Source organism: Mesorhizobium sp. BR1-1-15 (assembly GCF_020165475.1).
Lineage (GTDB): Bacteria > Pseudomonadota > Alphaproteobacteria > Rhizobiales > Rhizobiaceae > Mesorhizobium.
Window position 1 is genome coordinate 311,311 of sequence record NZ_JAIUIF010000001.1, and the last position, 22,159, is coordinate 333,469.

The 22,159-nt window shown below is 62.8% G+C and carries 26 protein-coding genes; 8 read left to right on the plus strand and 18 right to left on the minus strand.

The annotated features are described in order from the left end of the window. The gene (locus tag LB541_RS01475) at positions 1–597 is read left to right on the plus strand and encodes a GNAT family N-acetyltransferase (protein WP_140520802.1); all 597 of its coding nucleotides are present in this window, start codon (positions 1–3) and stop codon (positions 595–597) included. A gap of 3 nt (positions 598–600) precedes the next feature. After that, positions 601–3,489 carry an EAL domain-containing protein gene (locus LB541_RS01480; RefSeq protein WP_140514838.1) on the plus strand — a complete coding sequence of 963 codons (2,889 nt, stop codon included), beginning with the start codon at positions 601–603 and terminating at the stop codon, positions 3,487–3,489. A gap of 22 nt (positions 3,490–3,511) precedes the next feature. Here LB541_RS01480 and LB541_RS01485 read toward each other — a convergent pair whose 3' ends face one another. Beyond that, on the minus strand, positions 3,512–4,120 hold the full coding sequence (locus tag LB541_RS01485; protein ID WP_140494949.1) for a YqgE/AlgH family protein: 609 nt from the start codon (positions 4,118–4,120) through the stop codon (positions 3,512–3,514). Positions 4,121–4,289: 169 nt separating this feature from the next. Between LB541_RS01485 and LB541_RS01490 the strand changes: the two genes are divergently transcribed. From LB541_RS01490 to LB541_RS01500, 3 genes are all read left to right on the plus strand, one after another. Beyond that, complete coding sequence (locus tag LB541_RS01490; protein WP_140671824.1) at positions 4,290–5,096, plus strand: protein-disulfide reductase DsbD domain-containing protein; 807 nt, start codon at positions 4,290–4,292, stop codon at positions 5,094–5,096. A gap of 84 nt (positions 5,097–5,180) precedes the next feature. After that, a complete protein-coding gene (locus tag LB541_RS01495) occupies positions 5,181–5,663 on the plus strand; it encodes a peroxiredoxin (protein WP_140514835.1) in 483 nt (160 codons plus the stop codon). Between the two features lie 2 nt (positions 5,664–5,665). Continuing rightward, complete coding sequence (locus LB541_RS01500) at positions 5,666–6,145, plus strand: DUF2938 domain-containing protein (RefSeq protein ID WP_224617661.1); 480 nt, start codon at positions 5,666–5,668, stop codon at positions 6,143–6,145. A 4-nt stretch (positions 6,146–6,149) separates the two neighbouring features. Here LB541_RS01500 and LB541_RS01505 read toward each other — a convergent pair whose 3' ends face one another. From LB541_RS01505 to coxB, 13 genes are all read right to left on the minus strand, one after another. Further along, complete coding sequence (locus tag LB541_RS01505; protein WP_140580787.1) at positions 6,150–6,461, minus strand: type II toxin-antitoxin system RelE/ParE family toxin; 312 nt, start codon at positions 6,459–6,461, stop codon at positions 6,150–6,152. Next, positions 6,451–6,732 (minus strand): type II toxin-antitoxin system ParD family antitoxin, encoded by a 282-nt coding sequence (locus LB541_RS01510; RefSeq protein ID WP_140580963.1) that lies wholly within the window; start codon positions 6,730–6,732, stop codon positions 6,451–6,453. Before LB541_RS01510 ends, LB541_RS01505 begins: the two co-directional genes overlap by 11 nt. 255 nt (positions 6,733–6,987) lie before the next feature. Continuing rightward, positions 6,988–7,521: a ribonuclease HI gene (gene rnhA, locus LB541_RS01515; protein WP_140580785.1), complete on the minus strand. Its 534-nt coding sequence runs from the start codon at positions 7,519–7,521 to the stop codon at positions 6,988–6,990. Continuing rightward, positions 7,518–8,480, minus strand: coding sequence for a homoserine kinase (locus LB541_RS01520; RefSeq protein ID WP_140878873.1), 963 nt, complete (start codon positions 8,478–8,480; stop codon positions 7,518–7,520). The genes rnhA and LB541_RS01520 overlap by 4 nt, the downstream gene beginning before the upstream one ends. A 5-nt stretch (positions 8,481–8,485) precedes the next feature. Next, positions 8,486–9,496, minus strand: coding sequence for a 4-hydroxy-3-methylbut-2-enyl diphosphate reductase (gene ispH, locus LB541_RS01525; protein ID WP_140558201.1), 1,011 nt, complete (start codon positions 9,494–9,496; stop codon positions 8,486–8,488). 87 nt (positions 9,497–9,583) lie between these two features. Continuing rightward, the gene (locus LB541_RS01530) at positions 9,584–10,336 is read right to left on the minus strand and encodes an SURF1 family protein (protein ID WP_181168399.1); all 753 of its coding nucleotides are present in this window, start codon (positions 10,334–10,336) and stop codon (positions 9,584–9,586) included. Next, complete coding sequence (locus tag LB541_RS01535) at positions 10,333–10,719, minus strand: DUF983 domain-containing protein (RefSeq protein ID WP_140494962.1); 387 nt, start codon at positions 10,717–10,719, stop codon at positions 10,333–10,335. Before LB541_RS01535 ends, LB541_RS01530 begins: the two co-directional genes overlap by 4 nt. A 264-nt stretch (positions 10,720–10,983) precedes the next feature. Further along, positions 10,984–11,862: a cytochrome c oxidase subunit 3 gene (locus LB541_RS01545; protein WP_140494964.1), complete on the minus strand. Its 879-nt coding sequence runs from the start codon at positions 11,860–11,862 to the stop codon at positions 10,984–10,986. A 1-nt stretch (position 11,863) separates the two neighbouring features. Then, positions 11,864–12,496 carry a cytochrome c oxidase assembly protein gene (locus tag LB541_RS01550; protein ID WP_140514826.1) on the minus strand — a complete coding sequence of 211 codons (633 nt, stop codon included), beginning with the start codon at positions 12,494–12,496 and terminating at the stop codon, positions 11,864–11,866. 8 nt (positions 12,497–12,504) lie between these two features. Then, on the minus strand, positions 12,505–12,666 hold the full coding sequence (locus LB541_RS01555; protein ID WP_140494968.1) for a hypothetical protein: 162 nt from the start codon (positions 12,664–12,666) through the stop codon (positions 12,505–12,507). Positions 12,667–12,668: 2 nt separating this feature from the next. Then, positions 12,669–13,613 (minus strand): heme o synthase, encoded by a 945-nt coding sequence (locus LB541_RS01560; RefSeq protein ID WP_140494970.1) that lies wholly within the window; start codon positions 13,611–13,613, stop codon positions 12,669–12,671. Positions 13,614–13,685: 72 nt separating this feature from the next. Continuing rightward, positions 13,686–15,338 carry a cytochrome c oxidase subunit I gene (gene ctaD, locus LB541_RS01565; protein ID WP_140494972.1) on the minus strand — a complete coding sequence of 551 codons (1,653 nt, stop codon included), beginning with the start codon at positions 15,336–15,338 and terminating at the stop codon, positions 13,686–13,688. 38 nt (positions 15,339–15,376) lie between these two features. Then, entirely contained in the window at positions 15,377–16,276 is a 900-nt protein-coding gene (coxB, locus tag LB541_RS01570) for a cytochrome c oxidase subunit II (RefSeq protein WP_140494974.1), read from the minus strand. Positions 16,277–16,651: 375 nt separating this feature from the next. Between coxB and LB541_RS01575 the strand changes: the two genes are divergently transcribed. Continuing rightward, positions 16,652–17,197, plus strand: coding sequence for an invasion associated locus B family protein (locus LB541_RS01575; RefSeq protein WP_140494976.1), 546 nt, complete (start codon positions 16,652–16,654; stop codon positions 17,195–17,197). A gap of 164 nt (positions 17,198–17,361) precedes the next feature. After that, the gene (gene tldD / locus LB541_RS01580) at positions 17,362–18,774 is read left to right on the plus strand and encodes a metalloprotease TldD (protein WP_140494978.1); all 1,413 of its coding nucleotides are present in this window, start codon (positions 17,362–17,364) and stop codon (positions 18,772–18,774) included. A 21-nt stretch (positions 18,775–18,795) separates the two neighbouring features. On the opposite strand, the gene LB541_RS01585 is transcribed toward tldD, so the two are convergent. The 3 genes from LB541_RS01585 to LB541_RS01595 all read right to left on the minus strand — a co-directional run bounded on the left by LB541_RS01585 (position 18,796) and on the right by LB541_RS01595 (position 21,226). Further along, positions 18,796–19,080, minus strand: coding sequence for a hypothetical protein (locus LB541_RS01585; RefSeq protein WP_140494980.1), 285 nt, complete (start codon positions 19,078–19,080; stop codon positions 18,796–18,798). Between the two features lie 149 nt (positions 19,081–19,229). Next, positions 19,230–20,465, minus strand: a complete 1,236-nt coding sequence (locus LB541_RS01590) for a class I SAM-dependent RNA methyltransferase (RefSeq protein ID WP_140498072.1) — start codon at positions 20,463–20,465, stop codon at positions 19,230–19,232. After that, on the minus strand, positions 20,462–21,226 hold the full coding sequence (locus LB541_RS01595) for a TlyA family RNA methyltransferase (protein WP_224617663.1): 765 nt from the start codon (positions 21,224–21,226) through the stop codon (positions 20,462–20,464). The genes LB541_RS01590 and LB541_RS01595 overlap by 4 nt, the downstream gene beginning before the upstream one ends. A gap of 175 nt (positions 21,227–21,401) precedes the next feature. On the opposite strand from LB541_RS01595, the gene LB541_RS01600 reads away from it, so the two are divergent. Continuing rightward, positions 21,402–21,803: a GFA family protein gene (locus tag LB541_RS01600; protein WP_140514816.1), complete on the plus strand. Its 402-nt coding sequence runs from the start codon at positions 21,402–21,404 to the stop codon at positions 21,801–21,803. Between the two features lie 25 nt (positions 21,804–21,828). Here the strand turns inward: LB541_RS01600 and LB541_RS01605 are convergent, their stop codons facing one another. Continuing rightward, complete coding sequence (locus tag LB541_RS01605; RefSeq protein ID WP_224617665.1) at positions 21,829–22,122, minus strand: hypothetical protein; 294 nt, start codon at positions 22,120–22,122, stop codon at positions 21,829–21,831. Positions 22,123–22,159 lie beyond the last annotated feature (37 nt).

Consider the following 22,159-nt stretch of genomic DNA (forward strand, 5'->3'; position numbering starts at 1 on the left):
GTGTTCGCGCTCCCTTTCTTTCGCCGCGACCTGCCGGCACTGAAGGGCGACCGCGTGACGCTGCGCGTGCCGTTCACCAATGACTACCGGGAGTGGTCGGCGGTGCGCGGCGAGAGCCGGGCCTTTCTAGAACCATGGGAGCCGCGCTGGGCGCCGGACGAGCTTGACCGGGCGGCATGGCGGCTGCGCATCAGCCGTTACCGCGAGGACTATGCGCAAGGGACGGCGATCGCCTTCTTCATATTCGAGAAGTCGAGCGGCAGGTTGGCTGGCGGAATTACGCTCGGCAACATACGCCACGGGGTCTCGCAAAGCGGGCATGTCGGCTACTGGATCGGCGAGCGCTTCGGCGGCCGTGGCCTGATGACCGACGCCGTCAAGGTCGTGACCCGCTTCGCCTTCGATACGCTGAGGTTGCACCGGATCGAAGCGGCCTGTATTCCCGACAATATCAGGTCGATCCGTGTGCTTGAAAAAGCCGGATTCCGGCGCGAAGGACTTCTGCGATCCTACCTCAGGATCAATGGCATCTGGCAGGACCACTACCTCTACGCCCGGATCGCGGACGATCCGCCAGGCGCTGGAACGAAGGACTGATTTTTGACGAAATTCCTGCGCAACGGGCCGCTGTTCGCCTTTGTCCTCGCGACGATCCTGACGCTGTGCGCGGCGTCCTCGGCCTTTGCCGTCGAACCGATCAAGATCGCTCGCGACGATGTCGCGCTCGATCTGTCCGGCGCCGTGGAAATCTACCGCAACCAGGGCGAAAACTTCCAGGTTTCGACCGCGCCCGGGCCCGACGGCATCGTACGACGCATCGAGGTCGAGGCCAATGACGCCCGTTCCACCGGCGACTGGGCCGTGTTCGCGCTTGCCAACACCACCGACCAGCAGCTCGATCGGCTGATCGTGGCGCCGCATTTCCGACTGGTCAATTCCGGCATCTTCTGGCCGGATCTCGGCTCGACCCGTATCGCCGCCATCACGCCCAGCGAAGGCTTTGCGCTCGACCGCCAGAGCAGCCCCGACGCCGACGTCTTCCGGGTGACGCTGAACCCGGGAACGGTGATCACCTTCATCGCCGAACTCGCCTCGCCCAAGCTGCCGCAGGTCTATCTCTGGGATCCGGAATCCTACAAGGACTCGGTCAATTCCTACACGCTGTTCCGCGGCATCGTCATCGGCATCGCCGGGCTTCTCGCGCTGTTCCTGACCATCCTGTTCGTGGTCAAGGGAACCTCCATGTTCCCTGCGACAGCGGCACTCGCCTGGGCCGTGCTTGCCTATATTTGCGTCGATTTCGGCTTCCTCAACAAGATCATCGAGATATCGCCCGGCAACGAGCAGATGTGGCGGGCGGGAACGGAGGTGGCCCTGGCGGCGACCTTCGTGGTGTTCCTGTTCGCCTATCTCAATCTCAATCGATGGCACGGCCATTTCAGCTATGGGGCGCTGGTCTGGATCCTTGGCCTGCTCTTGATCGCCGGCGTCGCCATCGTCGACCCGGCGGTTGCCGCGGGCATCGCCAGGCTGTCCTTCGCCGCCACCGCGCTGACCGGGCTCGGCCTGATCATCTTCCTCGGCATACGCGGTTATGATCGCGCGATCATGCTTGTGCCCAGTTGGGTGATGGTGCTGTTGTGGCTATGCGGATCGTGGATGGCGATAACCGGCATGCTCGACAACGACATCGCCCAGCCGGCGCTTGGCGGCGGTCTGATCCTCATCATCCTGCTGATCGGCTTCACCGTCATGCAGCATGCCTTCGCCGGAGGCGCGCTGCACCAGGGCCTGTTCTCCGACCTCGAGCGGCAGGCGCTGGCGGTGGCCGGCTCGGGCGACACGGTGTGGGACTGGGACGTGCTGCGCGACCGCGTCGTCACCAAGCCCGACGTCAGCATCCAGCTCGGCCTCGCCCCCAACAGCCTGGGGGGTGCCGCCCGCAACTGGCTGCCGGTGCTGCATGTCGATGACCGCGACACGTTCCGCACCACGCTCGACGTGGTGCTCGAGCACCGGCGCGGCAAGGTGGCGCAGAACTTCCGGCTGCGCGGCGCCGACGGCCATTATCACTGGTTTGCGCTGCGCGCGCGCCCGGTTATCGGATCGGACGGCGAGGTCATCCGCTGTGTCGGCACCATGGTAGACGTCACCGAGCAGAAAAAATCCGAGGAGAGGCTGCTGCACGACGCGGTGCACGACAACCTCACCGGCCTGCCCAATCGCGAATTGTTCATGAACCGGCTCGAGGCGATCATCTCGATCGCACGGACCGAAGAGAAGGTGCGCCCGACCGTCTTCGTCATCGACATCGACCGCTTCAAGCAGGTCAATGACGGGCTCGGCATCTCGGCCGGCGACACCATCCTGCTCACCATCGCGCGACGCCTGCACCGGCTCTTAAAGCCGAAGGACTCGCTGTCACGCTTCGCCGGCGACCAGTTCGCCTTGATGCTGCTTTCCGAGCAGGACCCGGCCCGCATCGCGGCGGTGGCGGACGCCATCAAGCATGCCATCAACGCCCCGATCACCTTTGCCAAGCGCGAGATCGTGCTGACCGCCTCGATCGGGCTGATCACCTGGACCTCGGCGCAGACCTCGGCCGAGGACATGGTCAAGGACGCCGAGCTTGCCATGCATCAGGCCAAGCGCTTCGGCGGCGACAGGATCGAACCGTTCCGCCCGGCCTTCCGCACCGTCGGCACCGACCGGCTGCAGTTCGAATCCGACCTGCGCCGCGCCATCGAACGGCGCGAATTCACGCTTGCCTACCAGCCGATCGTGCGGTTGGAAGACGGCAGCGTCGCCGGCTTCGAGGCATTGCTGCGCTGGGACCATCCGCGCCGCGGCATGATCCCGCCGGCGGATTTCATTCCGGTCGCCGAAAGCTGCGGGCTGATCGTGCAGCTTGGGCTGTTCGCCATGCAGCAGGCCGCCGAGGATCTGGCGGCATGGCAAAAGCAGATCGGCGACGCGCCGCTGTCGGTTTCGGTCAACCTTTCCAGCCGCCAGCTCATCCGCCGCGACCTGGTCAGCGACGTTCGCTCGGTGATCGCACGAGCCAATCTGAAACCGCGCTGCTTCCGGCTCGAACTCACGGAATCGCTCGTCATGGACAATCCCGAGCAGACCGCCCACGTGCTGACCAAGCTGAAGCAGCTCGGCATCGGCCTGTCGCTGGACGATTTCGGTACCGGCTATTCTTCGCTAGCCTACCTGACGCGCTTTCCCTTCGACACGATCAAGATCGACAAGAGTTTCGTGGACGACAGCACGCCCAAACGCGCCGTGCTGCTCAAATCCATGGTCAGCATGGCGCATGAGCTCGGCCTGTCGGTGGTCGCCGAAGGCATTTCGGACGAGCGCGACGCGCTGGAGCTTCGCCAGATGGGCTGCGAATATGTGCAGAGCTTCATGTTCGGCGCCCCGATGCCCGGTGATCAGGTGCTGAAGACGTTGAAGGAACAGTATCCGCTGACGCAGGCGTAATTGGCTTTCACGCCGCTAGAGCTCAGGCGTGGCCGGCCGCTACACTCAAATGGGCGAGGTCGATGCCGATCGAGGCAAGAATCCGGTCGTATTTGCGCTCGATGTCGGTATCGAACAGAAGCTCCGGAGTAGCCGGACAGGTCAGCCAGCCGTTTTCGGCTATCTCGGTTTCCAGCTGGCCGGCGCCCCAGCCCGAATAACCCAGCGCCATCAGCGCGTGACGGGGTCCCCGGCCCGACGATATGGCGCGCAATATGTCAACGGTCGCGGTCAGACAGACATCGTCGGAAACGGTCAGCGAAGACTCCACCCGGTAATCGCCCGTATGCAGCACGAAGCCGCGGCTGCGGTCGACGGGCCCGCCATTGCGAACGACGAAATCACGGGTACGGGCGGGCAACCGGATCGCCTCGTGCTCGTTCATGATGCCGAGTTGCACCAAAAGGTCCGGAAACAGCATCTGCTGCGTCTGGTTGATGATCAGGCCCATCGCGCCCTCATCGCTGTGGGCGCAGATGTAGATGACCGAGCGCGTGAAACGGTCGTCCTTCATGCCGGGCATGGCAATGAGGAACTGATCGTCGAGAAAGCCGCTGCCGGCGGCCGTCTTCTTGTGGCGCAACAAGTCCATGATCAGAGCGTAACGCGTTTCCCGGGCGCCGAAAAGATGTACGGCGCCGGTTTTCGACCAAGCCCGTTCCGCCGGCCGATCATTACCTGCGGCAAAGGTCACGCAAATATGATACCGGCAAGACCATGAAATCATTGCACGGCCATGAACGGACGATCAAATCATCACCATGCAAAGCTTGAAAATCCTGTTGCTCGGCGCCGCTGTCGGATCGGCAATCACACTCCCAGCCGCCGCCTCTTCGTCCGCCTGGTACAACAGCGAAGGCGGCAAGGTAAGGCTGGTGACGAGCGGCAAGCCCGACGATGCCGGCCGCATCCGGGGCGTTCTCGACATAGCGCTCAAGCCTGGCTGGAAGACTTATTGGCGCGACCCGGGCGACGCGGGCGTGCCGCCGCAACTCGATATCTCGGCCAGCACCAACATTTCCGATGCCAGCCTTTCCTTCCCGGCGCCGAAGCGTCATGACGACGGCTACGGCAAATGGGCGGGCTACGACTATCCGGTCTCGCTGCCGGTGACGTTCACGCTGTCGGCCGCGAAGGATCCGTCCGTCATCGACGCCGACATTTTCCTCGGCATTTGCGAGACGATATGCATCCCTGTGCAGACGCGGCTGACCGTCGACCCCGGCTCCGACCCGGACAATGCCGAGGACGCGGAGCTGGTCAAGGCGAGCTTCGCCGCCTTGCCCGCGCCGGCAAGATCCGACTTCGGCATCAACGTGCTGCCGGGCGACCATGAAACGCTGGTTGTGGAGGCGAGCTTTCCCGGCGATCCGGAAGCGGCTGACTTCTTCGTCGCAGGAGACCGCGACTACATGTTCGGTTCGCCGGCGCGCAGCCAGAAGGACGGCAAGCTGGTCTTCACTGTGCCGATCCTCGACCGGCCATCGACGACCCCCACGGATGGCGGACTTCACTATACACTGACGAGTTCGGCAGGCGCGGTCGAAGGGCTCTTGCCTTTCCCTTGATCCAGCCCTCCGCGATGGTTGCGGGAAACCGCATAGTTCGCTACCCAAGGCTACGTCCTTCCCATTCTCCCAAGCGAGGAACTCATGACCATTTCCGCTGGCGACAGACTGCCCGATACGACGTTCAAGACGATGACTGCCGACGGTCCCAAGCCGATCACGACGGCCGAGATTTTTGCGGGAAAGAAGGTCGTGCTGTTTGCTGTGCCTGGCGCCTTCACGCCGACCTGCAGCAACAATCATTTGCCCGGCTACCTGGAGAACCGCGACGCCATCCTGGCGCGCGGTGTCGATACGGTCGCCGTGGTTTCGGTCAACGACGTCCATGTCATGGGCGCCTGGGCACGCTTCACCGGCGGTGAAGGCAAGATCCTGTTCCTCGCCGACGGCAATGGCGACTTCGCCAAGGCGATCGGCCTCGACGCCGACTTCTCCGGCGGAGGCATGGGTCTTCGGTCGAAGCGGTTTTCAATGATCGTCGATGACGGCAAGGTCACCGCCCTCAATGTCGAGACCAAGCCCGGCGTCGATGAATCCGGCGCCGCCAAGATCCTCGAACTGCTCTGACCATGACGTTCGACATCGTCTGGCGTAGCGTGGCGATCGGCATCGGCGCCACGCTGTTGATGGATATCTGGGCCTTTCTTCTCTACAAGATGTTCGGTCAAGCACGGCCGAACTGGGCCCCCGTTGGCCGCTGGGTCTGGCATTTACGGGAAAAAGTGTTTCACGACGATATTGGCGATGCGACGCCCTATGTACACGAATCGGCTTTGGGCTGGGCCTTTCACTATGTTGTCGGCATCGTCTACGGCATCATCCTTGTCGTGGTGGCCGGAGCGGGCTGGCTTGTCGCGCCGACTTTCCTGCCGGCTTTCATCCTCGGCATGGTCACAGTCGGCGCCGGCTGGTTCCTGCTGGCGCCCGGCATGGGCGCGGGCTGGGCAGCGTCGAAGCGGCCCAACCCGATGAAGGTACGGGCGCTGAACCTGGTGTCACACACCGTGTTCGCCCTCGGGCTTTGGGGCACGGCGCTGTTGATCCGCTGAATGGCTAAAACAAGCGGTTCAAATCTCGCCGCCCATCAACAACCCGGACGATTTCAACCTGCTCAACAGGGCCATCGTCGGTGTCCGGAATCGTTTCGTAGAGCAGTAAAAACGGCGTCTCCACCAGCATTCGTGCGGACGACCTGATGTCCAGTCGTCTAACTCCCATGCGCGGCTGGTCTGCCAGCTGCATGGCTCGCGCTTCCAGCCGATCATAATAACGATCGGCCGCCCGTATGTTTTCGCTGCCGATCACCATGTAGATGTCGATGAGGTCCGCTCTAGCTGCGGGTGACCAGACTAGCCTAACGGCCATTCAGCGAGACGTCCGTCAGCTTTCGCCGAGCTTCCTTTCGCAGCTCGTCGAAATCCACAGGCTCGGGTCTTCCGCTTGCCTTGCCTTCATCCCACAGCTGTCTCAGCCGTTGGATATCGTCATGCCGCAGTTCACGTTTGGCCAGCCAATCTCGCACTGCTTCCCGCACAATCTCGCTTGCAGTGGCATACTCGCCCGCTTCCACCGCCTCTCGCATGACGGCTGCCTGCTGCGGCGTCACCGCAATGCTCATTTTTTCCACGTTCGCCACGCCGGCTTCCTTCATTGCTCTTTGGTAGCAAATATTACTCCTATCCCGGAGCAACTGCAACGTTATGGGCTCTATGCGTACGCCCACTGGACGTTGGTCAAAGCAGCCAGCATTGCAATCGCTCTCGCGCGTCCAACATCGGACAGGCCCATCCCGGTACCGGAATCTTGGCGTCCACCTGAACCTGGGGATGCATCACATAGTGGAGGATCGGCACGATAGAGATCCAGTCTGGGAATGGTGCCGCCCCGGAATTCAATAGCTTTGGGTCGAGCGCCGCACCTTTACCATCGCCGGCTGCTTGGACTGCGCGACCGGCTTCGCTGGGGCAGCAACAAGCTTGACCGCGCCCTTCTTGAACGGCGCCATGCCCTCACGAGCAAGTTCGTCGGCGCGTTCGTTCTCGGTATGGCCGGCATGGCCCTTGACCCAGATCCAGGTGACCTTGTGACGCCGATTGGCTTCATCCAGCGCCTGCCAGAGCTCACCATTCTTGACCGGCTTCTTGTCGGCGGTCTTCCAGCCGTTCTTCTTCCAGCCATGGATCCACTTTGAAATGCCGTCCATGACATATTTGCTGTCGGTGTGAAGATCGACCGTGCAAGGTTCCTTGAGCGCGTTCAGCGCCGAGATGGCGGCAAGCAATTCCATGCGGTTGTTGGTCGTCTCGGCCTCGCCACCCGATAGTTCCTTGGTGGCGCCGTTGAAGCGCAGGATCGCGCCCCAGCCGCCCGGGCCGGGATTGCCCGAACAGGCGCCATCGGTGAAGATCTCAACGTGTTTGCTCATGCCAGCCCATATTCCGAAGCAGATTTGATCGTCCGATGAAACCGCATTCTCCTGATGTATTCGGTCGGATCGCGTTTCATCACCAGCCCGCCATCGGGAACGGTCAGCCAGTCATACAGTCGGGTCAGCATGAAACGCAGCGCCGAGCCCCGTGCCAGCATCGGAAGTGCTGCCTTTTCCTGATTACTCAGAGGCCGCACATCCTGGTAGCCGGCAAGCAACGCCTTGCCCTTGGTGAGATTGAAGGAAAAATCCTTCTCGAAGCACCAGGCGTTCAGGCATGTGGCGACGTCATAGGCGTAGAGGTCGTTGCAAGCGAAATAAAAATCAATCAAGCCGGAGAGCTTCTCGCCGAGAAAGAACACATTGTCCGGGAAAAGATCGGCATGGATGATGCCTTCCGGGAGACCCTTCGGCCAATTCCGCTCGAAGTCGGCGAAGTCGGCGTCGACTTCGGCCGCAAGGCCCGGCTCGACCTCGTCGGCACGGTCGCGAGCTGCCGACCAGAGCTTGCGCCAGCCGTCGATTGCGAGCGCATTGGGGCGGGTCATCGGAAAGTCGGCACCGGCCAGATGCAGGGAGGCCAGCGCCTTGCCGACCTCGGCGCAATGGATCGATGTCGGCCGCCGGAGCGAGAGACCCTCGAGGAAAGTGATGATGACGGCCGGCCGGCCCGCCAGCGTGCCGATGACGCTGCCGTCATGCGCGGTTACCGGCAGCGGGCAGGACACGCCCTTTTTGGCGAGATGGCCCATCAACCCGAGGAAAAACGGCAGATCCGCCTTTTCGACCCGTCTTTCATAGAGCGTCAGGATGTAGGAGCCGCTGGAGGTGTGCAGCAAAAAATTCGAGTTCTCGGTGCCCTCCGCGATGCCCTTGTAGGACAGGAGATCGCCGACTGGGTAGTGCTTCAGGAATGCGCCGAGTTCGCCTTCCGCAACGTCGGTGTAGACCGCCATGTGCCTTACGGCGCCCCGTTGACGAAAGCCATGTCGGCCGCCGTCAGTTCGACATCGCGCAGTACCCGCATGACGGGAAAATCCTCCGTTTCGGTGGCCGTGATGGCCAGGTCGATCGTGACATCGAAGCGCTGGCGGAACGCATCGATGATCTCGTCGACGATTATCTCCGGGGCGGATGCCCCCGCCGACAGACCGAGCGTCGAGATGTCGCCGATGTCGTCCCACGGAATCTCGGCGGCGCGCTGCACGAGAAGCGACATCGCAGCCCCCGCACGCTCAGCCACTTCGACAAGACGCCGCGAATTGGAGGAATTGGGCGCGCCGACGATCAGGTAGAGATCGGCGCCCGCGGCGGTATCCTTGACCGCTTCCTGACGGTTCGTGGTGGCATAGCAGATCGATTCCGCCGCCGGCGCCTGCAGGTCGGGAAAGCGGTCCTGCAGCGCGCGGATGATGCCGGCCGTGTCCTCGACCGATAGCGTGGTCTGGGTGACGAAGCCGAGCGCCTTCGGGTCCGCCGGCGCAAGCCTCGCGGCATCGGCTTCGGTCTCGATCAGCGTTACCGCGCCCTCCGGCAATTGTCCCATCGTGCCGATGACCTCGGGGTGTCCGGCATGGCCGATCAGGAGCACGTGGCGGCCGAGCCGCTGGTGGCGCATCGCCTGCTTGTGGACCTTGGAGACCAGCGGACAGGTGGCGTCGAGATAGAACAAATTGCGCGCCTGGGCATCCGCCGGTACCGACTTCGGCACGCCATGCGCGGAAAAGACGACGGGCGACTGCCGATGTTCGGCCGGGATCTCGGAAAGTTCCTCGATGAAGACGGCGCCAAGGCTTTGCAGACCCTCGACGACATAGCGGTTGTGCACGATCTCGTGGCGGACATAGACCGGCGCGCCATATTTCTTCAGCGCCAGCACGACGATCTGGATAGCACGGTCGACGCCGGCGCAAAAACCGCGCGGCTGGCAGAGGCGGATCGTCAGAGAAGGCTTTGTCGTGGTCTGAAGCATGAATCCGGGCCGTTTGATCAGAGCCGAAATGAGGTGCCTACCCCCGTCCTGTCAAGGGCGATGGCCCTTCAAGCGGGTCGGTCGCGCTCATTCCTCTTTCGCTGGCCTGCGAAGCCGCAGGATGAGAACGGCGGCAAGTGCCGCGGCAAGCCCATACCAGGTCATAGCATATTGCAGATGGCTGTTCGGCAGGTCGATGATGGTGACACCGCCGATGGGCAAACCGCCCGGATTCGGCGTCTTGTCGGCGTCGATGAAGATTGGCACCAGCTTGGCGCTCGCCGGCAAGCCAGCGCTCGCCGCCATCACGTCACGGTCCTTCCAGTAAAAGATGTTCTTCGCCACGTCGTTGTCGGGAAGCATCATCGACGGCTTTGCCGGCAGCGGATTGCGAGCGAGGCCGGTGACCGTGACCTTGCCCGCGACCTGTCCCTTGGCGCGCTTGGCGGCATCCTTCAGATCGTATGGCACGAAACCGCGATTGATCAGGACGAAGCGGCCATCGTCGAGGGCCAGCGGCGTGTAGACGTTGAAGCCGGCTTCGCCTTCCCATGTTGCGTAGAAATGCCGCTCGCCGGAATGCAGGAACGTGCCGGTCACCGTCACCGGCGTGTAGTCGACGTCCCCAGTCGAGGCGAATTGTTTCTCCACCTCGGCCAGCGGGAGCGGCGGCGAGTGGGTGCGCTGGTCGATGGTCTGGATAAGACCTTCCTTCCAGTGCAGGCGCTGGACCTGCCAGGTGCCGAGCGCCAGCAGGATCAGGAGCAGGACGAGGCCAATGCCAAGCAGCAATACCGATCCTGGCCGCGAACGACCGCCCTTGGCGGACATGTCGGTCATTCGCCGCGATCCAGCCGGCCCTCGGCCGCCTTGTTGCGGTACTGCAGGGTAAGCAGCACCCCCTTGATCAGCCGGAGCGCCGTCAGGCACAGCACCAGCGCCAGCGGGATCCAGACCAGCAGATGCAGCCAGAGCGGCGGGCTCAGCGTCACTTCGACCCAGAGCGCCAGGCCGACGATGATGAAGCCGATGATCAGGATGACGAAAACCGCGGGCCCGTCGCCGGCATCGGCATAGGAATAATCAAGACCGCAATTGGTGCAGCGTTTGCCTACGGTGAGAAAGCCGGAAAACAGCCGCCCCTCGCCGCAGCGCGGGCAGCGTCCATGCAAGCCCGCGGAAATAGGGTCGATCGGAGGCCAGATCGCCTTGTCGTCGCTCATTGCTTACCGCTCAATCCTGATGGGTGTTCCATCGATCACCACCGCCCAGACTTCGTCCATGCCGGAGTCCGTAACGGCAATGCCGCCGTCGGTCCAGCCGACCAATTGAAGCAGCCGCCGAATCCGTTCGGCTGGCCGTGGATCATGATCATACCGCCGGCATCGACACTGTGCGCCCTCGCAACCGCCCGGATCGCATTGGACCGAAAAGAAGAAGGGCGGCCACGTTGCCGCAGCCGCCCCTTCAAAGTCATCAGACCGGTATCAGTGGGCTTCGATTACCGCGCCGACCGATCCCCAGACATAGATCGAGGCGAACAGGAACAACCAGACCACGTCGACGAAATGCCAGTACCATGCGGCAGCCTCGAAACCGAAATGCTGCTTGGGCGTGAAATCGCCCTTCATGGCCCGGATCAGGCAGACGGCCAAGAAGATGGTGCCGATGATGACATGGAAGCCGTGGAAGCCGGTCGCCATGAAGAAGGTGGCGCCGTAGATGGAATCCTTGAAGGCGAACGGAGCATGCATGTACTCGTAGGCCTGCACCATGGTGAACAGCATGCCGAGGCCGACGGTCAGCACCAGCCCGTTGATCAGCCCCTTGCGATCGCCGTGGATAAGGGAGTGGTGCGCCCAGGTGACCGTGGTGCCCGACAACAGCAGGATCACGGTGTTATAGAGCGGCAGGTGGAAAGGATCGAGAACCTCCATGCCCTTCGGCGGCCAGACACCGCCGGTGAACGCGGTGCGGGCATATTGGTGGGCTTCGCTCGGAAACAGGCTGGCATCGAAATAGGCCCAGAACCAAGCGACGAAGAACATCACCTCGGAGGCGATGAACATGATCATGCCATAGCGCAGATGCAACGACACGACCCGCGTGTGATGGCCCTCATGCGCTTCCTTGATCGTGTCCGACCACCAGGCGAACATGGTGTAGAGGACGATCGCGAGGCCGATGAAGAACAGCCACGGATTGGCGATGTTGAAGCCGAAGATCGGGAACGAGCCGCCCTTCAGGTATTCCATGAGGCAAACGCCGCCAAAGGCGGTGACGAGCGCCCCTATCGATCCCAGGAAAGGCCACGGGCTCGGGTCGACGAGATGATAGTCGTGATGTTTTGCGTGCGCGTCTGCCATATCAACCCCCGAGATTTCCTTCGGTATTTGAAATTGTCTTGCTGTTGCCCTGGACCGGCTCTGACGATGCGACCGGCTTGTTCTTCTCGACCGGAAACATCGTGTAGGACAGGGTGATCGTCTTCACGTCCTTCAGTTCCGGCACGTTGACGATATCGGGGTCCACGTAGAACAGGACCGGCATGTCAAGCGTTTCGCCGGGCTTCAGCGTGGTGTCGGTGAAGCAGAAGCATTCGACCTTGTTGAAATAGGGACCCGCCAGTTCAGGCTGGACATTGAAGGTGGCGCGGCCGGTGATGGGGCGATCGAACTTGTTGGTCGCCTGATAGTGCGCCTGCACCGTCTCGCCGATCTTCATGGTCATCGAGCGCTGGACCGGCTGGAAATCCCACGGCACGCCGGCGATATTGGCATCGAAGCGGACGGTGATCTCGCGATCGAGCACGCGGCCGGCATACTGCTTCTCGACGCGTTGCGTCGTGCCGCCATAGCCTGTCGCCTGGCAGAACATCTTGTACAGCGGCACCGCGGCATAGGCCATGCCGATCATGCCGGTGAAGAAGGCAAGGCAGACGGCCGCAACAAGGCGGTTGCTGTTGTGCCCGGCCGGTTTGGCGCTCGTGTCGACACCCATCTCCCGCCTCACATCGTGCCAGAGAGGTTATGACCGAACTTCACGATCGTCGCGATATAGAAGATAACGACCAGCACGGCCAAGGCTACGCCGATGGCGACCGAGCGGTTGCGCCGGGCCTTCCGCTGGCGTTCGGTCAAGGTGACCGTTTCGAGCTTGTCTTCGATCATGCTCATGCTCCACCCACCGCAAGTGCACGTTCGACGACGCTGTCGGCGAGATAGACGGCGAAGATGGCGAAGAGATAGAGCAGCGAATAGCCGAACAACGCCTTGGCTGGCTTCATCGCGCGATCGTCGTCGGACATGCCAAGCACTTTCCACGCATACCAGACAAAGCCGAGCCCGAGCAGCAGGGCAGCCACGCCATAGAACGGCGTGGTGTAGCCAAGCAGCCACGGCAGCACACCGACCGGGGCCAGCACCAGAGCATAGGCGAAGATCTGACGGCGGGTCGACGCCGGGCCGGCGACATTGGGCATCATCGGGATGCCGGCGCGTTCATAATCCTGCGACTTGAACAGCGCCAGCGCCCAGAAATGCGGCGGCGTCCACAGGAAGATGATGAGGAACAGGACGACGCTCTCCAGGCTGACCGTGCCGGTCACCGCGGCCCAGCCGATCACGGGCGGAATGGCGCCGGCAGCACCGCCGATGACGATGTTCTGCGGCGTCCAGCGCTTCAGCCACATTGTGTAGACGACGGCATAGAAGAAGATGGTGAAGGCCAGCAGCGCCGCCGACAGCCAGTTGACCAGCACGCCGAGCGTCATCACCGACAAAACCGAAAGCACCAACCCAAAGCTCAACGCCTCGTGGGGCTGGATGCGGCCGGCCGGCACCGGGCGGGTGGCGGTGCGTGTCATCACCGCGTCGATATCGGCATCGTACCACATATTGAGCGCGCCGGAGGCACCAGCCCCGATGGCAATAGCCAGGATCGCGATCACCGCCAGCAGCGGATTGATGGTCACGGGTGCCGCGACCAGTCCGACAAAGGCGGTGAACACCACCAGCGACATGACGCGCGGCTTCAGGAGGGCGAAGAAATCACCCGCCGTCGCTTCCGACATGCGGAAGCCCGCTTCGTCAATGCTGGTTTCGTCGACAAGGGCCATGCGTACTCAAATCCATATTCCGTTTGGCCGAAACCGCCGGCAGGCCGGCGGTTTCGATTCCGGGCTGCCGCCTTATTTGATCTTCGGCAGCTGCTCCCATTGGTGGAACGGCGGCGGCGACGGCAGCTGCCATTCCAGCGTCGTTGCGCCCTCGCCCCATGGATTGGCGCCAGCGATCCGCTTCTTCTGGAAGGCTTCGAACACGCCATAGAGGAAGATCACCACGCCGACGGCCGAAATGTACGAACCGTAGGACGACACCATGTTCCAGCCCGCAAACGCGTCCGGATAGTCGATGGTGCGGCGCGGCATGCCGGCAAGGCCGAGGAAGTGCTGCGGGAAGAAGACAAGGTTGACGCCGACGAACATGACCCAGAAATGGGTGTTGGCGATGACGGGCGAATACATGTAGCCGGTCATCTTCGGGAACCAGTAGTACCAGCCGGCGAAGATGGCGAACACCGCCCCCAGCGACAGCACGTAATGGAAGTGCGCGATCACGAAATAGGTGTCGTGCAGCGACCGGTCGAGACCGGCATTGGCCAGCTGAACCCCGGTAACACCACCGATCGTGAACAGGAAGATGAAGCCCAGCGCCCACAGCATCGGCGGCTTGAACGATATCGATCCGCCCCACATCGTCGCGATCCAGGAGAAGATCTTCACGCCCGTCGGCACCGCGATGACCATGGTGGCGAAGACGAAGTAGCGCTGCGTGTCGAGCGACAGGCCGGTCGTGTACATGTGGTGCGCCCAGACGATGAAGCCGACCGCGCCGATCGCGACCATGGCGTAGGCCATGCCGAGATAGCCGAACACCGGCTTGCGCGAGAAGGTGGAGACGATATGGCTGATGATGCCGAAGCCCGGCAGGATCAGGATATACACTTCCGGATGGCCGAAGAACCAGAACAGGTGCTGGAACAGCAGCGGATCGCCGCCGCCATCGGGAGCGAAAAAGGTCGTGCCGAAATTGCGGTCGGTAAGCAGCATGGTGATGCCGCCGGCAAGGACCGGAAGCGACAACAGCAGCAGGAATGCGGTGACCAGCACCGACCAAGCAAACAGCGGCATCTTGTGCAGCGTCATGCCTGGCGCGCGCATGTTGAAGATGGTGGTGATGAAGTTGATGGCACCCAGGATCGAGGACGCGCCGGCGATGTGGATCGACAGGATCGCCAGATCCATGGCCGGACCGGGCTGACCGGAGGTCGAAAGCGGCGGATAGAGCGTCCAGCCGCCGCCGACGCCGTAGGCGCCAGGCGCGCTCGGCACGAACATCGAGATAAGCAGCAGGATGAAAGCCGGCGGCAGCAGCCAGAACGAGATGTTGTTCATGCGCGGGAACGCCATGTCCGGGGCGCCGATCATGATCGGCACCATCCAGTTGGCAAAACCGCCGATCAGGGCCGGCATGACCATGAAGAAGATCATGATCAGCGCGTGCGCCGTGGCGAAGGCGTTGTACATGCTCTTGCCGCCGTCGATCGCGGCGTCACCGTTCATGCCGTAGACCATCTGCGCCAGACCGCTGAAGATCTGGATGCCAGGCTCCTGCAACTCCATGCGGATGGCGACCGACAGCGCGCCGCCGATGATGCCGGCCATGATCGCGAAGATCAGGTAGAGCGTACCGATGTCCTTGTGGTTGGTCGAATAAACCCAGCGCACCCAACCATGATAAGGCTTGTGGTCGTGCCCGTCGTGAGCTGCAGCGTCTGCCATGTTCCGCTCCGTTCCCTAAATCTTGCTAACCCGCGGCATCAGTTGCCGGCGGCCGCTACCTTGTTCTGGCCATCGACCTCGGCCATCAGCGTCTTGTTGGCGCCGGGCAGATCGGTCTTGGCCGCAGCCAGCCAGGTCTTGAACTGCGCGTCGGAGACGACGCGGATGGCGATCGGCATGAAGGCATGGTCCTTGCCGCAGAGCTGCGAGCACTGGCCGTAGTAGAGGCCTTCCTTCTCCGCCTTGAACCAGGTCTCGTTGGTGCGGCCGGGAATGGCATCGATCTTGATGCCGAAGGACGGCATGGCGAAGGAATGGATCACGTCGGTCGCGGTGACGAGCACCCGGGTCATCGTGTGGACGGGCACCACCATCTCGTTGTCGACGGCAAGCAGGCGCGGATAGACCTTGCGATCTTCCTTGCCGGCGGCGGCACGGTCGCCATCCTGGAGGATCGCCGAGTTGAACGAGAGCGTGTTGTCGGTCTGGTATTCGTAATCCCAGTTCCACTGGTTGCCCGTCGCCTTGACGGTGAGCTTGGCTTCTTCCGGCGGCGTGTACTGCGCGGTCAAGAGCTGGAACGAGGGGATGGCGAGGCAGAGCAGGACGACGACGGGGCCGACAGTCCAGATCACCTCGATCAGCGTGTTGTGGCTGGTCTTGGACGGAACCGGGTTGGCGCTCGCGCGGAATTTCACGATGCAGTAGATCAGAAGGACCAATACCAGGGCGGTGATCGGGATGATGAACCACATCGTGTAGTTTCCGAACCACTCGATCTGGCGCATCATGTCGGTTGCCGGCGCCTGGAAGGTCGTCTCCCACTCGACGGGCTGATCGGCATGGGCGGCCGTGCCGGCGAAAAACGTGGTAACGGCACAAGCGCTTAGAAACTTGGCACTTGCTGGAAGCTTGGCGTTTGCCAGGAAATTTCTCATCGCCCTCTTCGTCTCCCAGTTCCTCGCGGCTGTGTCCACGAGAATAACGAACAATGCCGGGACGGGAATCCCGACTGTCTCAAGCTGGTTCAAACCATACTCTTTTTCCCTCCGCAAGAAAGGAGCGGAGGAAACCGTGCGGCATTTTTGCGCGCAAGCCGGAATGCATCTTTGAAGGCGGCGGCCGCCATGGCGAATCGGCTATGTTCAACGGATCGGCTGCTTCCTGCCGGCCGGCGCGCCTGGCGTCGTAATTCGGGCGAAATTGGCTAGGAAAAGCGCCGCATGGGCATTTTCGTGGCGGCTCGGCCGCTGTCTCGTCCTTTACTTGGCTTTGGCGCGGCTTAAAGTGCCGTGATTCGCAATGGAGCCGTCATGAACTCTTGGCTGTCGGGATTTGGGCTTTCGAGCCCCTTGGCGAAGGTCATCTTTCTCGCCGCCTTGTCCGTCGCCGGCTTGTCGGCCGCCGGCCAGGCCAACGCGGCCCAGCCGAGCGGCACGGTGCGCTCGACCCATGGCGCGTGGTCGATCATCTGCGACACGCCGGCCGGCGCCACGTCCGAACAATGCGTGATGATGCAGAACGTCGTCGCCGAGGACCGCCCCGAGATGGGGCTGTCGGTCGTGGTGCTGCGCACCGCCGACAACAAGGCGGAGATCCTGCGCGTGCTGGCGCCGCTCGGCGTGCTCTTGCCCAACGGGCTCGGCCTCAATGTCGACGGCAAGGATATCGGCCGCGCTTATTTCGTGCGCTGCTTCCAGGACGGCTGCTACGCTGAGGTCATTCTCGAGAAGCCGCTGCTCGATACGCTGAAGACCGGCACGTCGGCCACGTTCATCGTCTTCCAGACGCCAGAAGAAGGCATCGGCATCCCGGTGGACCTCAAGGGTTTTGCCGACGGATTTGCGGCCCTGCCGTAGACTCCCGCGCCTCGACCCGGGAGCTGCCGATCAACGATAGGTTTTCCGGACCTGGGATAGATCCGGGACGCCGCCGCCCTGCATTTGAATGACGATTGGCGATTGTCTGGGCGCGGCTTCGCGCCTACATCCCGGATATAACCATTCATCCACGGACATACGCCATGAACAGCCTTATCGGCCAATTCGATATTTCCGACGATCGCGTCAAGGAGATCGTCGCAGAGACCATCAACGGCGCCGACGATGGCGAGTTGTTCGTCGAATACAGCGAGAGCGAAGCGCTGATGTTCGACAACGGTCGGCTGAAGACGGCCAATTTCAACACCGACCAGGGTTTCGGCCTACGCGCGGTTGCCGGCGAAGCCAGCGGCTATGCCCACTCCAGCGACCTGTCCGAGGCTTCGCTGCGACGCGCGGCTAACGCCGTCTCGACCGTCAAGGGCGGTTATTCCGGAACGCTTGCCGCCGCGCCCGCCCGCACCAACCGCCATCTCTATGGCGATGAGAACCCGATCCCCTCCCCTTCCTTCGAGGCCAAGGCGAAGCTGTTGCAGGAAGTCGACGCATGGCTGCGCGCCGAGGATCCGCGCGTGCGCCAGGTCTCGGCATCGCTGACCTCGTCCTGGCAGCATGTCGAGATCGTGCGCGCCGACGGCCAGGTGGTGCGCGACATCCGGCCGCTGGTCAGGGTGAACGTGTCGGTGGTGGTCGGCGACGGCGACCGCCAGGAAAGCGGCTCCTACGGCATGGGCGGACGCAAGGCGTTCGGCGACTTCCTCGTCGAGGACAGCTGGAAGCACGCCGCCAAGGAGGCGCTGCGTCAGGCGCTGGTCAATCTCGAAGCCGTACCGGCGCCGGCCGGCACTTTCGACATCGTGCTCTCCAGCGGCTGGCCCGGCGTCATGCTGCACGAGGCCGTCGGCCACGGGCTGGAAGGCGACTTCAACCGCAAGAAGACATCCGCTTTCGCCGGCCTGATGGGCCAGCAGGTGGCGGCAAAGGGCGTCACCGTCGTCGATGACGGCACGATCGCGGAACGACGCGGGTCGCTCACCGTCGACGATGAAGGCACGCCTTCGGCGCGCAACGTGCTGATCGAGGACGGCAAGCTGGTCGGTTACATGCAGGACCGCCAGAACGCCCGGCTGATGGGCATGCGGGCCACCGGCAACGGAAGGCGCGAGGGCTACGCGCACCAGCCGATGCCGCGCATGACCAACACCTACATGACATCGGGCGACATGGAGCCGGACGAGATCATCGCCTCGGTCAGGAACGGCATCTATGCCGTCTCCTTCGGCGGCGGCCAGGTCGACATCACCTCCGGAAAGTTCGTGTTCGGCTGCACCGAAGCCTACATGATCGAGAACGGCAAGGTGACGCAACCGATCAAGGGCGCCATGCTGATCGGTAACGGGCCCGACGCCATGCACCGCGTTTCGATGATCGGCAATGACATGAAGCTCGACAACGGCATCGGTATGTGCGGCAAGGCTGGACAGGGCGTGCCGGTCGGCGTCGGCCAGCCGCACCTCAGGATGGACCAGATGACGGTCGGCGGCACAAGGGTTTGAAGCCGCCTCGTGGCCAGTCTGCTAGGTCTTGCTCACAGACCGGCGCGACGTGGCATACAGGATCAGGAAGCCGATAACGCCGCCGATCGCGTACTGGGTCCATGCACTCAGGTAGTCGACGGTCCCATCATGGCCCGAGACATAGAGCGCAGCGCCGACAAACGTCATGACCGCGACGCCAAGCGCATAGGATGGCACCAGCCCCACACGCGTGAATTTTCTCAAGATCCAAGCGAGCACCGCACCGGTGAGCGCCATGATGAGAGCCGAACCAAAAATCTCGGCAACAAAACCTGGTGAAATCATCTTCTCCCCCTATCCCAATTTGGATTATGCCTTTTTGCGGGGCAGATTCAACCGCAGTGGCGATGATCCACAACTTTAGCGATAAATCTGGCTGGGATTTCGGGGCAGACTGCATGACGCGACCAGTCTCGCTGAGCAGGGCTAAGCGCCTAACGTCTTTTCCGCGGCTTCTCCAGCAAGGCAACAGCCTCGACATGGGGCGACCACAGAAACTGATCGATCGGCGTCACGCTTTTCACCGCGTAGCCGCCGTCGATGAGGATGCGCAAATCCCGCGCGAGCGTCACCGGGTTGCAGGAGACCGCGGCAACGAATGGAACATCCGAGCGGGCGATCTGCTTCGACTGATCCTCCGCGCCCGCGCGGGGCGGATCGAAGACAACGCCATCAAAGGCGTTTAACTCCTTGAACGTCAGCGGACGGCGGAACAGGTCTCGGCGCTCGCCGGTCACGCGTTTCAGGCCGGTGGCGAAGCGTGAACCCCGATCGAGCGCCGAAAGTGCGGCCGCATCGCCCTCCACCGCATGCACTTCCGATCTCGCGGCCAACCGCAGGGCGAAGCTGCCGCAGCCGGCGAAGAGATCGGCAATTTTTTTGGCACGTTTCAGATGTCCGCCGACGATATCGGCCATGGTCCGTTCGGCTGCCTCCGTCGCCTGCAGGAAGGCGCCCGGCGGCACCGCGACGGCAACGCTGCCGAACATGACGACAGGCTTCTTCGGCTCGATGATGATCTCGTCATCGATGGACAGTCTGGCAAAGCCCTGCGCAATGACAAAATTGGCGGCGATGCGGCGCTGGTTTTCGCCGAGCTTGCCCGATTCATGCACCGCCACGTCGAGGCCGGAATCCGTCACTGTGACCGCCATGCGAAACGATTTCGGGGTGGCGCAGATCAATTCGGCGAGTGCCCTCAAGCCGTCGAGCGCGCTGACGATCCCAGGCAGCGAGATCGGGCATTCGGAGATGGAAATGATTTCCGGCGACAGATGGCGATTGAAGCCGAGCAGCATGCCTGTTTCGGTGCGCCTGGCGGCGAGCACGACGCGGCGGCGCGTGTGCGGCGCGCAGGCGACCAGACCGCCTATTTCGCAATCGATGCCTCTCAGCGCATGCACGACCTTCTCGCGCTTCCACTGCTGATAGGCTTGCGCCTCCAAATGCTGGAGGGCGCAGCCGCCGCACTCGCCGAAATGGCGGCAGGCGGGTTCGATGCGCAGGGGCGAGGCCTCGATCAGCGCCATCAGCGTGGCGCGATCCCTTTCACGCGCCGCGGTGACAACCTCGCCTGGCAGCGTGAAAGGAATGAACAGATCGCCGCTTTCGGTGTCGGCGATGCCATCTCCCTGGGCGCCAAGCTTTTTGATGGTGAAGCGTGCACTCATCGGTCCTTGACCCCACCAAGCAGGAATTCGCGATTGCCGTCACCGCCCTCGATTGGCGACAGATGCAAGCCGAGCGAGCGCCAGCCGGGCACGGCATCCAGCCAATCCTGCAGCAAGCCGGCGACACGGGCGGCATGATAGGGGTCTTTCAGCAGGCCGCCCTTGCCGATCGCCTCGCGACCCGCCTCGAACTGCGGCTTGACCAGAAACATCGCTGCGGCACCGGGCTTGGCGATGGCAAGCGCAGGCGGCAGGGCCAGTTTCAGTGAAATGAAACTGACGTCGGAGACTATGAAGTCCGGACTGCGGCCGCCAAGATCGGCGGTTGAGAGATCGCGGGCGTTCAGCCCCTCGATGACCGTCACGCGCGCGTCCTTGCCGATATCAGCATGCATCTGTCCGTGACCGACATCGATCGCCGTGACATGGGTCGCGCCGCGTTCGAGCAGGACCTGGGTGAATCCGCCGGTCGAGGCGCCGATGTCGAGCGCCTCACAGCCGGCCGGATCGAGGCCGAAATGGTCGAGCCCGGCGATCAGCTTCAGCGCCGCGCGTGAGACATAGCCTTGGGCCGGGTCATCAACGGCGATGACGCATTCCGGTTGCACGGCCTGGCCAGGCTTTCGGGCAATAGCGCCGTCCACCGTTACCGTGCCACGTTCGATCGCGTCACGTGCACGCGAGCGGCTGGAAAACAGCCCACGCGCTACGAGCAGATCGTCGAGCCGCTGGCGCGTGCTGGCTGGCCGGGGAAAATTCATCGGTCTTCCTTGGCGAAAGCCGGCGGCGAAGGCAAGGAGATTGGAGCAGGAGAAGCAACATCGCCGCAGGGCAGCGACCGCAGAGAGCCGCTCGCGGCCAGTCGCATATCGCATCAGGTCGGCCACGATGATAAGGAAGAAACGCCGTTTTGCTGCCGAAGGCGAAGGAGGACGGATGCTTACGGGAACCTGCCATTGCGGTGCGGCCCACTGGACCTTGAAGGGCGATCCCGGGCCGATCACCGCTTGCAACTGCACGCTGTGCCGACGTTACGGCACGCTCTGGGCCTACGACTTTGTCGATGAACGTATCCGCGTCGTGGGGCCGATAAAAAGCTATAAACGTGCCGGCAAGGCCGAACCCACGCTCGAGATCCTGTTCTGCCCGACATGTGCGTGCGTGCTTGCCTGGCGCGGTTTGCGCCCAGCCGAGTCCGGCCGCACGCGGATCGCCGTCAATGTAAGGCTTGCGCCGCCGGAAGCCGTGGCCGACCTGCCGATCGACCATTTCGACGGTCTCGAGACCTACGACGATCTGCCGCGCGACGGCCGCTGCGTGCGCGACATGTGGTTTTGATTTGGGTGGTTTGATTTGGGCGAGATCAGAAGATGGTGCGGGGAGCCTGCCGTTCGACGGCGGGAGACAGGCCGTCATCCCGATCGCGGGCAACTTCCCTGCGCGGGCGCTCGACTGGCGCGGCGGATGCCGATGCGGCGTCCGGCGGGACAACAAGCTGCGGCAGCTGCTTGTAGGAGAAGCCGCCCCTGATATGCCCCATCCTGCTGGCGACTATATCCGCGGCCGCCTTCTCGAGATTGCGGTCGTAGCGCGTTCCGGCGATGGCCGGCGCTGCGATGGCGGTCAGGATCGCCATGCCGCACAGAAGCGTCTTCACTGTTGTTGTCTCCCTGCCTGGCCAGAACCTAGCAGCG